The organism is Fertoeibacter niger (assembly GCF_009380135.2).
Lineage (GTDB): Bacteria > Pseudomonadota > Alphaproteobacteria > Rhodobacterales > Rhodobacteraceae > Fertoeibacter > Fertoeibacter niger.
Window position 1 is genome coordinate 260,395 of sequence record NZ_WHUT02000008.1, and the last position, 14,481, is coordinate 274,875.

Sequence of the window (14,481 nt, forward strand, 5' to 3'; positions counted from 1 at the left end):
GGGGACTGACATGGCGGTGTTTCTGGCACGGCGTCTGGCAATTGCCATGTTGTCGGTCATAGGGGCCAGCGTCGTGCTGTATGCCGTGCTGGCCCTCGCCCCAGGCGACGTGTTCGGCGAACTGGTCAGCAACCCCGGCATCCCGCCCGACGTGATCGCCAACATGCGCGAAAAGCTGGGCCTCGATCAGCCGATCCACATTCGCTATGTCAACTGGGCGCTGGCGATGGTGCAGGGTGACTGGGGCTATTCCCTTGTCAACCGGATCGACGTCGGCACGCTGATCTGGCAACGCATACCGGCAACGCTGCTGGTGGTTGGATCGGCACAGGCGCTGGCACTGGCCATTGCCCTGCCTGTCGGCGTGCTGGCGGCGATGCGGCCCTATTCGGTCTTTGACCAGATCGCCAGCACATTGGCATTTATCGGGTTCTCGTTGCCAACCTTCTTCACGGGCCTGCTGTTCATCCTGTTGTTCAGCATCACGTTGGACTGGTTGCCATTCATCTACCGCGCGGATCTGGAACAGACCGGCGGCGCTTGGGTCTGGGCGCAGCTGCGCCAGTCGATCATGCCCGTGACGGTGCTGGCGCTGTTCCAGGCGGCGTCCTGGACGCGCTATGTGAGGTCTTCGGTGCTGGAGGTGATCCGGCTGGATTACGTCGTGACGGCGCGGTCCAAGGGGCTGCCGGAACGGGTCGTCATCGTCAAGCACGTGCTGCGCAATGCGCTGATCCCGGTGGTGACGATGGTGGCACTGGAATTGCCGGTGGTCTTTGGCGGGGCCATCGTCACCGAACAGATCTTTCGCGTGCCCGGGATCGGGTCGCTGCTGATCTCGTCGATCATGGCGAATGACACGCCTGTCATCATGGCGGTGACCTTCGTGTTTGCCTGCCTCGTCATCCTGTTCAACCTTATCGCGGATGTGCTGTACCGATGGCTGGACCCTCGCATCAAACTACACTGACCGTGGCAGACGAACCCCGGGCGCCCACGTCCTGGCAGAGGTTCCGCAAGCACCGGATGGCAGTGGTGGGAACCGTGGTGCTGGGCCTGCTGGTGGCGTTGGTTCTGCTGGGACCGCTGATCTGGAACGTGCCGATCGACAAGATCGACTTTCGCGCCCGGCTGGCCATGCCATCCGCGGCACATCCGCTGGGCACGGATGATCTGGGACAGGATCTGCTGGCACGGCTGCTCTATGGCGGGCGGGTGTCGCTGGCGGTCGGCTTTGCCGCGATGCTGGTTGCTGTGGTCATCGGGACGCTGGTCGGCGCGGTGGCCGGCATGTCACGCGGACCGCTGGATGCCTTTCTGATGTGGTTGACCGACCTGTTCTTGGCGCTGCCCACCCTGCCGCTGCTGCTGCTGATCATCTATCTGTTCCGGGATGCGCTGAAGGGGCTGGTCGGGCCCGAGGTCGGGGTGTTCGTGCTGATCATCGCGGTCGTCGGCGGCCTGCGCTGGATGCCGGTGGCGCGGCTGGTGCGGGCCCAGTTCCTGACCATCCGCGAACGCGAGTTTGTCGAGGCTGCGCGCGCTCTGGGCGCCTCGCGCCTGCGGCAGGTGGTGCTGCACATCCTGCCCAATGCTCTGGGGCCGGTGATCGTGGCAGGCACCATCAGCGTGGCCGAGGCGATCATCGCAGAATCCACCCTATCCTTCCTTGGCCTGGGCTTTCCTCCCGATACGCCGACCTGGGGGCGCATCCTGTTCGATGCGAAGGACTTCCTCAGCATCGCCCCGCATTGGGCGCTGTTTCCCGGCCTGGCGATCTTTCTTACAGTGCTGTCCATCAACTTCATTGGCGACGGCCTGCGCGATGCGCTGGACCCGCGCAAGGTGCGCTGACCCATGACCACAACTCCCTTGCTGGAAATCCGCGATCTGCATACCGGCTTTCACACCGACGAAGGCCTTGTCCGGTCGGTGCGCGGGGTAAGCCTGACCGTGGCACGGGGCGAGACCCTGGCGCTTGTGGGCGAAAGCGGCTGCGGCAAGTCCGTGACCGCGCATTCAGTGCTGAAACTCATCCCGATGCCGCCGGGCCAGATCACCAGCGGCCAGATCCTGTGGCAGGGGCGCGATCTGGTGCCTTTGTCGATCCGCGAGATGAACCGCATCCGAGCCCGCGAAATCGCCATCGTGTTTCAGGAACCGATGACGGCGCTGAACCCGGTCTATTCTGTCGGAGAACAGATTGCCGAGGTGGTCCGGCAGCACATGGGCCTGGGCCGCCGAGCCGCAGTGGACCGGGCGGTGGAAATGCTGGATATGGTCGGCATACCGGACGCGCGGCGCCGCGTGGGCGATTACCCGCACCAGTTTTCCGGCGGGATGCGGCAGCGGGTGATGATCGCCATGGCGCTGGCCTGCGAGCCGAAGCTCTTGATCGCGGACGAGCCGACAACGGCGCTGGATGTGACCATTCAGGCGCAGATCCTGGACATGCTGCAGGACATGAAGGAACGGCTGGGCACGGCCATCCTGCTGATCACCCATGACATGGGGGTGGTGGCCGAAACCGCCGAGCGCGCCGTGGTGATGTATGCCGGACGTGTGGTCGAAGAAGGCACGGTGGATAGGCTGTTCTCTGCCCCCGCGCATCCTTACACCCGCGGTCTGATCCGGTCGATACCGCGACTGGACGGCGGACAGGGTCGGCACAAGCGGCTGGACACGATTGCCGGATCGATCCCGTCGCAATATGCAAATCCGCCGGGTTGCCGCTTTGCCCCGCGCTGCCCGCTTGCGCAGGCAGATTGTCTGGCCGCCCAACCGCCGATGACCAGCCCATCGGCCGATCATCATTTTGCCTGTTTCCATTCCGTCCCGGAGGCCATCGCGCCATGACCGCCCCCCTGCTTTCGGTTCGTGACCTGAGCAAGAGCTTTCCCATCCAGGCCGGGTTGTTCGGTCGCAGCAAACTGGCCGTGCACGCAGTGGATCGGGTCAGCTTCGACCTGAGGGCGGGCCAGACCCTGGGCGTGGTCGGCGAAAGCGGCTGCGGCAAGTCAACCACCGGGCGCTGCATCCTGCGTCTGATAGAGCCCACGGGCGGAAGTGTGACCTTTGACGGCAAGGATGTGCGCGCACTGGACGGTGCCGGACAACAAGCCTTGCGGCGCGACATGCAGATCATCTTTCAGGATCCCTTCGCCTCGCTTAATCCGCGCATGACCATCGGCGCGATCATTGCCGAGGCAATGACCATCCATGGTCTGGGACGCGATGCCGCCGATCGCCGTGTCCGGGTTGCCGCGCTGCTGGACCGGGTGGGGCTGAAACCCGAACACATGCGCCGTTATCCGCATGAATTTTCCGGCGGCCAGCGGCAACGGGTGGGCATTGCGCGGGCTCTTGCGGTGGAACCCAAACTGATCATCTGTGACGAGCCTGTGTCGGCGCTGGATGTCTCGGTCCAAGCGCAGGTGGTCAATCTGCTCAAGGATTTGCAGGATGATCTGGGGCTCGCGTACATGTTCATCGCGCATGACTTGTCGGTGGTGGAAAACGTCAGCGACCGTATCGCGGTGATGTATCTGGGCCGAGTGGTGGAAATTGCCGATGCCTCTGCCCTTTATGCGGGGCCTCAGCACCCCTACACGGAAGCGCTGCTGTCGGCCATTCCGGTTCCCGAACCTGGTCGCCACAAGGTGCGGCGCAAGCTGTCCGGCGAGTTGCCCAACCCGATCAACCCTCCGACAGGATGCCATTTCCATTCCCGCTGCCCCATCCGCAAACTTCCGCTGTGCGCGACAGAGCGGCCCGAGATGAAACCCTGTGGCCAAGGCCATATGGTGGCCTGCCACATGCGGGGCTAGACTGTGCAGGCGCGGCAGGCCGCCATTGATCGTGCGGGCGACACGGTAACGTCTGGCCAGTTCCAGGCCCGGCTGGCCGAACTGATCGCTTTGCCCACGGTCAGCCAAGCGCCGCAGTGCGGGCAGGTGATGCGGCAGTATCTGGAGGAGCTTCTGGCCCCGGATCTGCGCGGGCTAGGTTTTGCTTGCACGGTCCTGAACAATCCGGTCGCGCCAGAACTGCCCTTCTTGCTGGCTGAGCGGACAGAGAGCGCAGCTTTCGACACTGTGCTGGTCTATGGCCATGGCGATGTGGTTGCAGCCGGCGACGGCTGGACGCAGGCTTTGGACCCGTTCCAGCTTGTCCAGCGCGAGGGGCGGCTTTATGGCCGGGGCACCGCCGACAACAAGGGTCAGCACGCGCTCAACATCGAAGCGCTGCGCGCGGTGATCGCCACGCGTGGCTTCTTGGGGTTCAATTGCCGCCTGCTGATCGAAATGGGCGAAGAGCGCGGCTCGCCGGGGCTGGCGGATTTGTTGCGCACTCAACCCAACCGTTTCAAAGCCGATGTGCTGATCGCATCCGACGGGCCGCGGCTGGATCTGGGCAGGCCCACGCTGTTTCTGGGCGCGCGCGGCTCGTTGCGCTTCACATTGGCGGCCGCACCGCGTGATCGCCCGCAGCATTCTGGCCATTGGGGCGGGTTGCTGACCGATCCTGCGATCCGTATGGCACATGCGCTGGCCAGCCTGACCGATGCAAGGGGTGCCCTGCGCGTGCCCGAATGGCGTCCGGGCAGCCTGACCGATGACATACGCCGCGCCATTGCCGATTGCGGACTGGGCGACGTGGCAGGGCGGATCGACCCGGATTGGGGCGAGCCTGGCCTGACCCCGGCAGAGCGGGTGTTTGGCTGGAACAGCCTCAGCGTGCTGGCCTTGGCGGCGGGCAACGATGCCGCCCCGGTCGCGGCAATTGCGGCCAGCGCGCGTGCGGTCTGCCAGTTGCGTTTTGTGGTTGGCACCGATGCACATGACATCGTGCCCGCATTGCGCCGATATCTGGATGCTGCCGGATTTTCGGATGTGACGGTGGCAGAGGTGCCGGGCAGCTTGTCACCTGCTACCCGGACGGATCTTCGCAGCCCGTGGGTTGACCGGCTGGCAGGTTCGATCACCCGGACTCTGGGCAATGCCCCTGCGATACTGCCCAATATTGGCGGATCGGTGCCCAACCATGTCTTTGCAGATATCGCAGGAATGCCCACGGTCTGGATTCCCCATTCCCATCGTGCCTGCGGCCAGCATTCGGGCGACGAACATATGGATCTGGCGATGGCAGAACAGGCGTTGCGGCTGATGGCAGGCATAGTCTGGGATTGCGGTCTGACCAACTGACCCGCCCCTGGAACGGACCCGTTGCATGGTGCCGCAGCCCAAGCGTCGGTGTCGCGCAGCCCTTGAAAGAGATCATCCTCAATAGGTGTGTCACGGTCTGGTTGAGCTGCACAGAATGAGGGTGTCAGGCCATTGTATCAAAGACGCACCGGGGTCCACCCTCCAGCGTGCTGGTGGCCGAGTTCTGCCCGACGGACATGGGAACCTGGGTGTTTCTGGCAAGCCGGTGCCCAATGGCTTCTGCCCAAAGCGCGTGGCGCGCTCAGCGCAGCCATGGTCAGGCGTTCTGTCTCAAGGCGTTGCTTGGCGCAGAACCTTTGCACAATGCCTTGGGCCGGCAGCGATCAATGGTGCGAAGTCGCGGCTGATGCGCGGTGTCGCGCAAGCGCGATGAACACCACCACCGCCAACACCATGATGACTGCGGACGAGGTTGTCAGCAGCACGGCATGGGCCTGCGTAAAGGCGGCCTTGCCAGCCGCGATCAGTGCCTCGCCCTGCGCGCCGCCAAGCCGGGTCGCAACGATATAGGTGTCGCCGATGGTTTGGGCGGCCTCGGCGGCCAGATCAGGCGTCAGACCGTCGGGCAACTCGACCGCGCGACGAAACACCCCCGACAGGAAGACACCGAACAAGGTTATGCCCAGACCGGTGCCAAGCTCATATCCCGTGGCCTCCAGCGAACCGGCGGCACCCCCCTTGCTGGCATCGACCGCGCCCATGATGGCGATGGACGAAGCCGTCAGCCCGATGCTCAGCGTCAGGCCCAGCACCGCAAGCGCCAGCGGCACCAGATAGCCCGGGTTGTTGAAATCGCTTTGCGCAAGCAAGGCCAATGCAAGCGATGCGATCGCCATCGACAGGCTTGCGACCAGTCGCAGGCCGAAGCGATTGGACAGATAGCCTGCAACCGGCCCGCCCACAGCGGCAGCAGCCATGATGGGCACCATGAAAATGCCAGCCTGCAATGGCGTCTTGCCCAGCACATATTGCAGTTCCTGCGCCAGCGTCAGCTCTACCCCCGCCAGCGATCCTGCGGCGACAATCGCCATGATCAGGCCCGCGACAATTGCAGGATGTGACAGCAGCGAAAGGTCCAGCATCGGCTCGGCTGCATGAAGTTGCTTATGCGCGAACAGCGCCAGAACCGCGATGCCAGACGCAATCACCACGCCTGTGACCGCCAGGGATTGCTTGCCGCCGAAACCGGCCTTGATGCCGTAGACAACGGCGATCATCCCCGCGATCAGCAGCAATGCCTGACCGATCGGCCATTTGCCCGGCGTGGTTTTCTCGGCGCGCGGCAGCAGAAACCAACAGACCGGTGCGACAACCAGCATGACCGGCACATTGATCAGAAAGACCGAGCCCCACCAGAAATGTTCAAGAAGCGCGCCACCAACCAGCGGCCCGACCGCAGCCCCCGCAGCCCCGACCGTGCCCCAAAGACCCAGTGCCATGGCGCGCTCGGCGTCATCCTCGAACGTCTTGCGGATCAAGCCCAGAACGCAGGGCATGATCATGGATCCCCCGAGCGCCAGCAATACCCGGGCTCCGATCAGGGTGGCCGCGCTTTGGGCAAAGGCTGCCAAGACCGACGCGGCAGCGAAAATGATCAACCCGGTCAGCAGGATCTTGCGGTTGCCAACCCGATCCGACAACGTGCCCATCGGCACCAGAAGCCCGGCCATCAGCAAGGGGTAGATGTCGATGATCCACAGCACCTCGGTCCCCGAGGCGTTCAGGGCCTGTGTCAGGGTGGGCATTGCGACATGCAGGATCGTCATGTCCAGCACGACAGGCAAGAATGCCAGCATGACGGCCAGCAACACCAGCCAGCGTTTCGGGTCGGGGGTTTGGATAGCCATGGTTCACCTGACGAATCTGTTGCTGTCGCCGATATAAATACATACGTATGGAATTCAATGGCGATCTGAATCTTGGGGGATAGATGGGCAGAGCACCTACGATCAGCCGCGAAAACTTGCTGGATCTTGCCGAAGGGATCGTGCGCAGCGGCGGTGGCGCTGCCTTGACCATCGGCGCGCTGGCACAGGCGGCGGGCATTTCCAAGGGCGGGGTGCAATATTCCTTTGCCAGCAAGGACGCGCTTGTGCGCGCTTTGATTGACCGCTGGACCAGCCAGTTCGACGCCCTGCTGAATGAACAGTCAGCGGCGGATCCGGTCGGCTTCGTCCTTCACTACATCGCGGCAACGCGGGTTTCGCAGCAGGCGATGAACGCCAAGATGGCGGCGTTGCTGGTCAGCTATCTGGAAGACCCGGCAAATCTTCAGGAAACACGCGAATGGTATCACGGCATATTCGCGCGCCTGTCCGGATCAAGCCCGGATGCCCAAACCGCGCGCGTGGCCTTTCTGGCCGTGGAGGGTCTTTTTCTCATGCGCATCAACGGGATTGATGAAGAGGGAGCCTGGACAGACCTGCTGGACGATGTCGAGGCAGTCCTGCTGCGTTTGAGAGCGCCAAGCACCCCAGCCCTCGGCTAGCGTCGCAGAGCCCGCAGACCGCCCAGATGTGGCGGTGCCAGGCGATGAAGGCAAACATCAGATCGCCTTCATCCTCTTTGCGGATCTTGGCAAACCCACCTGGGCACATCTGCGGCTGCGGGAAGCGGTCACGTGATCTGGGCAGGGCGAATGTTCGCGTGCAATTCAAGCTCGCGAGAGGTGGCGCCGCCGTCTCACGAACAGCCTAGCCAAGCGGCGCCTTGGCCAGGCTGGCACGGGCATCACGGAACAACGCGGCGATCTTGCGAAAGCGCTCCGCATGGGGCGACGTTTTTCGCCAGCCAAGGACCACCCGGCGTGGGCATGCCCCGGGTAGCGGCGTAAGTGCGATGGCATGGCCGCGCGCGACACCCGCATCAACGGCAAGCTGCGGCAAAAGCGTGAGGCCGAGGCTTTCTTCCACCATCGAGATCAGGGTGGGCAGGCTTGTGGCGGCAAAGGTGTCGCCTGGCGGCGTGCCCATCTCGGCATAGGCTTCCAGAGCGTGACGTTGCAGACAATGGCCTTTTTCCAGCAATAACAGCGAGGCCTGTGCCAGCTTGGCACCGGTCACATCCGGGCAGCCCGACAAGGGGTGCCCAACAGGCGTGGCAAGTTGATAGCCATCCTCGAACAGCAGTTCCGTGGCGATGTTGCCAACCGCATGGGGCAGCGCAATCAGAACAAGGTCAAGCCGACCCTCGGCAAGACCCGCCAGCAGCGACTCTGTCAACTCCTCGCGCAGGAACAGGCGTTGATCGGGCCAGGCCTTGCGCAACAAGGGCAGCGCACGAGGCACCAGAAACGGACCCACCGTCGGAATGGCCCCCAGGCGCAGATCGCCCTGCAAATGGCCTGCCTGCGCATGGGCCAGCGCCTCGATATCGGCGATGTCGTTCAGGACCACCCGGGCGCGGCGCACGATATCCGCCCCCAGCGGCGTCAGCATCACCGATCGTTTTGATCGCTCGGCCAGAGGTGCGCCAAGATGATCCTCCAGTTCCTTCAGCCCTGCCGAAAGGGTGGGTTGGGTCACATGGCAGATCTCGGCCGCACGCGAAAAGTTCAGCGTTTCGGACAGGGCTACAAGAAAGCGAAGCTGGCGCAGGGTTGTCATGTGGGTAGTATAATAGATTTTAGCAATTACTATAAGCCGAACAATCAGTTTATACTATTTATAAAGCAGGTGTATCACGGGCGCATCGCAACACCAAACCCCAAGAGGATGCCATGAACGCCATCACCCCGACCACGTCCCATCAAGCCCCGGCGGGCCTTCCCCGGATGAATGAACCGGCACCTGATTTCACTGCGCTCACCACGCATGGCGTGAAGTCTCTGTCGGACTACAAGGGGAAATGGCTGATCCTGTTTTCGCATCCGGCCGATTTCACGCCGGTCTGCACGACTGAATTCACCGCTTTTGCAAAGCGCGCCGATGACTTCGCCGCCCTGAACACCGAACTTCTGGGTCTGTCGATCGACAGCCATTACGCCCACATTGCCTGGGTGCGGTCGATCAAGCAAAGCTTCGGTGTCGACATCACCTTCCCGATCATCGCCGATCTGGACATGAAAGTGGCGCAAGCCTATGGCATGATCATGCCGGGCGCGTCGGATACGCAGGCGGTTCGCGCAACCTTTGTGATCGACCCCGAAGGCAAGCTGCGGGCTATGGTCTATTACCCCATGACCAATGGCCGTTCGGTGGATGAATTCCACCGGCTGATAGTGGCTTTGCAAACCTCGGCCGAACACAAGGTGTCGACCCCGGAAAACTGGCATCCCGGCCAGCCTGTGATCGTGCCGACACCGCAGACCTCCGCTGCGGCCGATGCGCGCATGGCCGAAGGCCTGAACACCGTGGACTGGTATTTCACCACCAAGATGCTCTGAGCCCACCCGACAACCCCCTACGCGCCCGGCCCCCTTGCCGCCGGGCGCACAAGCCAAAAGGAGCATGCGATGACCACCACCCCCATTGTTGCCGCGTTCTGGGATGAACCCACCGGCCATGGTGACGATGCCTGCTTTGGGCGGTGCTGGGCCGCTGCTTGCGGATGAGGCGATGATCGAAGACTTTCAGATCCAGCCGGAAACCCGGTGGCGGTTCTTCGCTGATACTGTGATGGGCGGTGTGTCGTGCGGGCAGGTGACTTTCCTTCGGGACGTTGACGGTGCATTTGCGCGCATGACGGGCCGTGTCAGCACGGAAAACAACGGCGGCTTCATCCAGATGCAGATGGAACTGCGCGAATCCCCGCCCGAGGGCACCACTGGCGTGCGCCTGATCGTGCGTGGCAATGACCAGCCCTATTTCGTGCACCTGCGGACCCGTGGCACGATCCTGCCCTGGCAATACTATCAGGCGGGCTTTGACGTGACCAACGGGTGGGCAGAGGTGCGTCTGCCGTTTGCCGCTTTTGCGCCATCCGGTGTGATGCTGCGCGATGTGCTGCGTGAAAGCAGCCTTCGGTCGGTTGCCGTCGTGGCCTTCGGTCGCAACCATGCCGCCAAAATCGACGTGCGTGAGGTGGGCTTTTACTGATGCGCGCCCCATGCAGGGCGCGCGGGTTTTTGCTGGGAATGTGCTACTCGGCGGCTGTCGCGGGCACTGACCGGTCTGGTCTGAAATGCTTGCGGTAAAGGACCAGCACGATCCAGACGGCACTCATCTGCGCCGCAACCGAGAGGGCGGACAAGGCCCAGTAAGCGGTGCCGAACTTGTCGATCAGCCCGGCCCCGACCAATCCCTTGTTGATGAAAAACTGCAGCATCACAGCCAGCGCCACGCCCGGGCAGACCAGCCCGAAACTGCCTGCCGATACCTCGGGTCCGGTTACAAAACGACCGAGATATCCCTGCGCCCTCAGCACGGCCACACCGAACAGCAGGAATGCGATTTGCACGCCCAGAAAGGCGGACAGCATCCAAAGATAGTCACCGGGCGCTGCGTGGGCGTCGAAATGCGCGCCCATCCCGTGCGTCACGCGCAAGGTCAGGATGCCCAGCACCGTCATCAACGGCACGATGATCGTCAGGGACGGCGCACCTTCAACGCTTGTGCCATGCTGCGCCATCGAGACCAGCCCCAGAACCACGGCCAACATTGCGATCAAGGCCGAAATCACCAGAAACACCACCGCCAGCACAATGGCCGCGCCCGCCGTCACCGGATTGGCCGACATGGCCGCAGACGCAGACAGTCCGACACCAACCATGCCAAGCGCGAAGGCCGGCATCACTTGCGAAAAGGAATTGTTGCCTGCCCAGTCAAAGCCGCCCGTGCCAAAGACCCGGCCATAAAACGTGCCCAGTTGCGCCAAGGCCAGCAGCCCGGTCACAAGGAACGCCGCAATCGCCAGCGGGAACAGATATTCCACCACGCCCCACAGCCCCGGCACGAACACCAACCCCAGAACAAAGCCGACGTTGATCGCCATCGCGATCGCCAGCGGCAGGGCTGTCAGTTGCGCCTCGCCATTCGTCTGGCGCAACCGGTCGTATGCCGGGGTAAGTCGAAACGAGGAAAACCGGCCAAGGTTCCAGATCAGCAGTTTCAGGTTCACAAAGGCCGCTGCCGCAATCGCGGTCATGGCAACCGCGATCATGATCATCTGCAACGGATCGCCCTTGCCCCAGGCGCTGGCAATATCCTCGAACACCGGCACCTGCTGGCCCGGATGCGGCACCCACATGTAAAGCCACAAGAAGAACGAGACCGCCAGGCCCCCCGCCCCGACCGAGGCGAGAAAGTATTGCGGCCCCCATGTATCAGTTGGTCTGGCCATCATAGTCTCCTGTTAAAAAGGGCGGCCCCTGAACGACATCGTGGGGCCGCGCTGTGGATCAGGGGTTGGGCTTGCGGAAGAACAGCGATTGCGCGGTGTAGATAAGGATGGCGGCGCCAACGGCTCCCAGTCCTGCCACCCCCAAGAGCACGATCAGATCGACCGGCCCGCCAACGTCGCGCAGATGCGAGTTGGTCATCACCTGCACGAAAAGCACCGCCGCCACCGCGCCAAGAGGCATCGACACCTGCGCCAGCAGGAACTTGCGCCACGACACCGAGCGGTCACGCACCAGCACATAGATATATCCCAGCGTTACCAACACCGCCGCCGCGACCATGGCCCAGAACAGGCCCCGGCCAAAGATTTCCTCGAACACCGCGATCAGGGTTCCGAATGTCAGCTCTTTCATGGCGGTTCCCCTATGCCTTGCCGCGCAGCATTGCGTTGTAGGTGGCCTTCAGCGCCACCTCCTTCATCAGCCAGCTGATCCACAACTCCTCCAGCGGGGCGATGACACCGGGAAAACTGGGGACAAGATTGTTGTGATAATCGAACTCGATCAGCATCGCGCGACCAACCCGGGTGATCATCGGGCAGGAGGTATAGCCGTCGTAAGCCTCGGTCCCCTCGCGGCCCTCGATGGCGGCGATCAGGTGATCTTCCACCACCGGCACCATCCATTTGACACTGGCCGCCGTCTTGCCCTTGGGCACGCCTGCCACATCACCAAGCGCAAAGACGTCGGGGTAGCGCAAATGGCGAAGGGTTTTCATGTCGACCTCGACCCAGCCCTGATCCGTCCACTTGTCGGCCCAGGACAGGCCCGACTGGCGGATCACGTCTGGCGCGCGCTGTGGCGGGATGACGTGCAGATAGTCGTAGGGCATCTCGATGTCGGTCTTGGTCTCGACCTTGGTGGCCGGATCGACCTTGGTTTCAACAAAGGTCGCGCGTCTGCTGCCCGGATCGATCGATTTCAGCGCCCGTCCGTAATAGCTGTTGAAACCCCGTTCCTCGAACAGCATCCGCAACTTTTCATGCACGATGGGCACAGAGAACAACGCCTGCTGCGGGGCGGTGTAGTGGATTTCATATTTGCCCGCGCCGACGCCCCGGCTTGCGATGTCGTCGATCAGGAAGGTGTGCTTCAACGGCGCGCCAGCACATTTCATCTCGGTGCCCGGGCGCGTGAACAGACCCACGCCGCCTTCCTGCGTGAATTTCGACGCCGCCTCCCAGGTTTTCGCGGCATATTGCGGCCCGGCATACAACGCACCAATGCCATTCTGGCCGACCATATCCAGCGAGAAGCCTTCGATGGCGTCATGGTCAAGAACGAGGCCGGGCGCGACGATCAGATAGTCATAGGCGATGGATTGCCCGCCCGGGGTTGCTACGGTCTTTGTGATCGGATCAATGGCAGCGGCATTTTCGGAAACCAGTGTGATGCCAGCCGGAAGCCAGTCACTGGTCTGCGACACGGTGTAGGACGCGGGTTTCAGCCCCGCCGCAACCAGACTTAGCCCCGGCTGATACAGATGCTCGGCACGGGCGTCGATGATGGTGATCACCGCCCCATCCAGCCGCTCGACCAGGCGGTTGACCAGGGCGGTGCCCGCAGCCCCCGCTCCGATGATGACGATCCGCGCCTTTGTCGTCACGCGCGCCGCACGCGCGGGCAGGCCAAGGCTGGCTGCCGCCAGCCCTGCAACGCCAAGGCCCAGAAATGCGCGGCGCGATGTCGATAGACCTTTCAGGGTCATGGATTCTCCTCCTCGAATATCTTGAATTCCTCGCACATGTTTCGCGGCGGTGTTTTGATCTGGATCAAACATATTCCAAGTTTTGAATTTTTGCGCTGCCTGTCGCTGTGAGTTGCGCCCCCGACGTCCGAGGCCAATCCGGAGGAAAGGGTTCATCAAAAGCTCATCACGCTGGTGCCAGGCGCCACGATTGCGGCCCCCATGGCATCGGATGCGGCGGCGGTCGCGCCCTCCAGCAGCACAGACGTGTTCGCCCCCTTGCCGGTCAGGTAGATGGCGCAGACCTGAACCTACAGGCCGCTCTTTTCCTCATCATTTTCACCAAACCTTGCGGGCTTGCATCCCGGGGTGGTTGGCCTGCCGTTTCAGCCTCTGCCCCGGCCGCCATCGCGTTCATGGTCAGAACCATCGCCATCAGCCGGGTCTGCACTTCGGGCGCGGTCAGAATGGTCAACAGTTTGTTCGGCACTTCGGCGTGGACGGCGGTGCAAAGGACAAGGCCAGCCCAAATCGCGCGATCCTGCAAAGCTTCGCTGAACCATCTGCTCAAGGTGGTCAACGCGCTGCAGGCGCAGGGGTTCATAGAAACGCTCCGCAGTCGCAGCGGTTTTCGCGTGCCCGAGTCTGGCACGCCCTTTGCCGAGTGCTTCGACCCGGAAACAAACACCTGCCCTTTGCCAGAAACCTGTCGCCTGCGCGGCTACGTCGCCCGCGCTGTTGAAGCGTTCCATCATGCGCTGGACACGGTCACGCTTGAGGATCTGACCAAGGGCAACTGCGGGTTTGCGGCCCTTCTGGCGGTGCCAGGCGGCTTGCGCCGCAGTTGTGCCGAGGCGGCCCTTGCCTGACATTGACGTGACCCACAAAGGCGCGCGGTTCTGGAACCGGTTTGCCAACCGCTACGCCGCGCGGCCGATAAGGGACACCGCCGCATGAGGCCACACAGCGAAGACAGCAGCATCACACGCTCTATCAATCAGGGCGATGACGACATCGCCACCCGGGCCACGCGTCGCGGCGGTGCTGGCGCTGACCGATACGCAGTCACTGGAAGCGCCTGGATCCGCAATGTCGGTGACGGCTATCAGCCCGCCGGTTGGCGCAAGGGGGATCAGCCTCTGTCTGGTCGCCGCCGTCGTGCGCCCAGCCGGCGGATCAGCGCAGCAACTGTCGCGACGGCGATCATCAGGCAGAGTGCGGCTTTCGTGGCC

15 protein-coding genes are annotated in these 14,481 nt (G+C 62.9%); 10 read left to right on the plus strand and 5 right to left on the minus strand.

Annotated elements, in window-relative coordinates:
* The first annotated feature begins 10 nt into the window (after positions 1 to 10).
* Genes GEU84_RS14775 through GEU84_RS14795 form a run of 5 tightly spaced genes read left to right on the plus strand, consistent with a single transcriptional unit; the run spans position 11 to position 5,204 of the window.
* Positions 11 to 970, plus strand: a complete 960-nt coding sequence (locus GEU84_RS14775) for an ABC transporter permease (protein WP_152827412.1) — start codon at positions 11 to 13, stop codon at positions 968 to 970.
* Entirely contained in the window at positions 940 to 1,854 is a 915-nt protein-coding gene (locus GEU84_RS14780; RefSeq protein WP_152827414.1) for an ABC transporter permease, read from the plus strand. Before GEU84_RS14775 ends, GEU84_RS14780 begins: the two co-directional genes overlap by 31 nt.
* A 3-nt stretch (positions 1,855 to 1,857) precedes the next feature.
* Positions 1,858 to 2,856 (plus strand): ABC transporter ATP-binding protein, encoded by a 999-nt coding sequence (locus GEU84_RS14785; protein WP_152827416.1) that lies wholly within the window; start codon positions 1,858 to 1,860, stop codon positions 2,854 to 2,856.
* Positions 2,853 to 3,827: an ABC transporter ATP-binding protein gene (locus GEU84_RS14790; RefSeq protein WP_152827418.1), complete on the plus strand. Its 975-nt coding sequence runs from the start codon at positions 2,853 to 2,855 to the stop codon at positions 3,825 to 3,827. The genes GEU84_RS14785 and GEU84_RS14790 overlap by 4 nt, the downstream gene beginning before the upstream one ends.
* Positions 3,828 to 3,830: 3 nt before the next feature.
* Positions 3,831 to 5,204, plus strand: coding sequence for a M20/M25/M40 family metallo-hydrolase (locus tag GEU84_RS14795; RefSeq protein ID WP_174539896.1), 1,374 nt, complete (start codon positions 3,831 to 3,833; stop codon positions 5,202 to 5,204).
* Positions 5,205 to 5,548: 344 nt separating this feature from the next.
* Here the strand turns inward: GEU84_RS14795 and GEU84_RS14800 are convergent, their stop codons facing one another.
* Complete coding sequence (locus tag GEU84_RS14800; protein WP_152827420.1) at positions 5,549 to 7,072, minus strand: MFS transporter; 1,524 nt, start codon at positions 7,070 to 7,072, stop codon at positions 5,549 to 5,551.
* 83 nt (positions 7,073 to 7,155) lie between these two features.
* Between GEU84_RS14800 and GEU84_RS14805 the strand changes: the two genes are divergently transcribed.
* Complete coding sequence (locus GEU84_RS14805) at positions 7,156 to 7,713, plus strand: TetR/AcrR family transcriptional regulator (RefSeq protein ID WP_152827422.1); 558 nt, start codon at positions 7,156 to 7,158, stop codon at positions 7,711 to 7,713.
* Between the two features lie 205 nt (positions 7,714 to 7,918).
* On the opposite strand, the gene GEU84_RS14810 is transcribed toward GEU84_RS14805, so the two are convergent.
* Positions 7,919 to 8,830, minus strand: a complete 912-nt coding sequence (locus tag GEU84_RS14810; RefSeq protein WP_152827424.1) for a hydrogen peroxide-inducible genes activator — start codon at positions 8,828 to 8,830, stop codon at positions 7,919 to 7,921.
* Between the two features lie 113 nt (positions 8,831 to 8,943).
* On the opposite strand from GEU84_RS14810, the gene GEU84_RS14815 reads away from it, so the two are divergent.
* Both GEU84_RS14815 and GEU84_RS14820 read left to right on the plus strand, forming a co-directional pair.
* Positions 8,944 to 9,609 (plus strand): peroxiredoxin, encoded by a 666-nt coding sequence (locus tag GEU84_RS14815; RefSeq protein ID WP_152827426.1) that lies wholly within the window; start codon positions 8,944 to 8,946, stop codon positions 9,607 to 9,609.
* A 103-nt stretch (positions 9,610 to 9,712) separates the two neighbouring features.
* Positions 9,713 to 10,261, plus strand: a complete 549-nt coding sequence (locus GEU84_RS14820) for a CIA30 family protein (RefSeq protein WP_241427706.1) — start codon at positions 9,713 to 9,715, stop codon at positions 10,259 to 10,261.
* A 43-nt stretch (positions 10,262 to 10,304) separates the two neighbouring features.
* Here GEU84_RS14820 and GEU84_RS14825 read toward each other — a convergent pair whose 3' ends face one another.
* From GEU84_RS14825 to GEU84_RS14835, 3 genes are read right to left on the minus strand one after another with little or no spacing between them, the layout of a single operon-like run.
* On the minus strand, positions 10,305 to 11,504 hold the full coding sequence (locus GEU84_RS14825) for a TsoY family (seleno)protein (RefSeq protein ID WP_152827428.1): 1,200 nt from the start codon (positions 11,502 to 11,504) through the stop codon (positions 10,305 to 10,307).
* Positions 11,505 to 11,562: 58 nt separating this feature from the next.
* Positions 11,563 to 11,916, minus strand: coding sequence for a DUF5368 domain-containing protein (locus tag GEU84_RS14830; RefSeq protein WP_152827430.1), 354 nt, complete (start codon positions 11,914 to 11,916; stop codon positions 11,563 to 11,565).
* A gap of 10 nt (positions 11,917 to 11,926) precedes the next feature.
* Entirely contained in the window at positions 11,927 to 13,270 is a 1,344-nt protein-coding gene (locus GEU84_RS14835) for an NAD(P)/FAD-dependent oxidoreductase (protein ID WP_152827432.1), read from the minus strand.
* 395 nt (positions 13,271 to 13,665) lie between these two features.
* Here GEU84_RS14835 and GEU84_RS14840 point away from each other — a divergent pair, with 395 nt between their 5' ends.
* Positions 13,666 to 14,118: an RrF2 family transcriptional regulator gene (locus GEU84_RS14840; protein WP_174539897.1), complete on the plus strand. Its 453-nt coding sequence runs from the start codon at positions 13,666 to 13,668 to the stop codon at positions 14,116 to 14,118.
* Positions 14,119 to 14,202: 84 nt separating this feature from the next.
* A partial coding sequence (locus tag GEU84_RS20970) for a hypothetical protein (protein WP_217438582.1) occupies positions 14,203 to 14,481 on the plus strand: 279 nt, incomplete at its 3' end.

Bases quoted from the DNA above. Each gene is read 5' to 3' on its own strand.
- GEU84_RS14825 (WP_152827428.1), bottom strand. From the start codon at position 11,504: ATGGCCAGACCAACTGATACATGGGGGCCGCAATACTTTCTCGCCTCG.
- GEU84_RS14800 (WP_152827420.1), bottom strand. From the start codon at position 7,072: ATGGCTATCCAAACCCCCGACCCGAAACGCTGGCTGGTGTTGCTGGCC.
- GEU84_RS14815 (WP_152827426.1), top strand. From the start codon at position 8,944: ATGAACGCCATCACCCCGACCACGTCCCATCAAGCCCCGGCGGGCCTT.
- GEU84_RS14780 (WP_152827414.1), top strand. From the start codon at position 940: ATGGCTGGACCCTCGCATCAAACTACACTGACCGTGGCAGACGAACCC.
- GEU84_RS14835 (WP_152827432.1), bottom strand. From the start codon at position 13,270: ATGACCCTGAAAGGTCTATCGACATCGCGCCGCGCATTTCTGGGCCTT.
- GEU84_RS14785 (WP_152827416.1), top strand. From the start codon at position 1,858: ATGACCACAACTCCCTTGCTGGAAATCCGCGATCTGCATACCGGCTTT.
- GEU84_RS14790 (WP_152827418.1), top strand. From the start codon at position 2,853: ATGACCGCCCCCCTGCTTTCGGTTCGTGACCTGAGCAAGAGCTTTCCC.
- GEU84_RS14805 (WP_152827422.1), top strand. From the start codon at position 7,156: ATGGGCAGAGCACCTACGATCAGCCGCGAAAACTTGCTGGATCTTGCC.
- GEU84_RS14810 (WP_152827424.1), bottom strand. From the start codon at position 8,830: ATGACAACCCTGCGCCAGCTTCGCTTTCTTGTAGCCCTGTCCGAAACG.
- GEU84_RS14830 (WP_152827430.1), bottom strand. From the start codon at position 11,916: ATGAAAGAGCTGACATTCGGAACCCTGATCGCGGTGTTCGAGGAAATC.
- GEU84_RS14820 (WP_241427706.1), top strand. From the start codon at position 9,713: ATGAACCCACCGGCCATGGTGACGATGCCTGCTTTGGGCGGTGCTGGG.
- GEU84_RS14775 (WP_152827412.1), top strand. From the start codon at position 11: ATGGCGGTGTTTCTGGCACGGCGTCTGGCAATTGCCATGTTGTCGGTC.
- GEU84_RS14840 (WP_174539897.1), top strand. From the start codon at position 13,666: ATGGTCAGAACCATCGCCATCAGCCGGGTCTGCACTTCGGGCGCGGTC.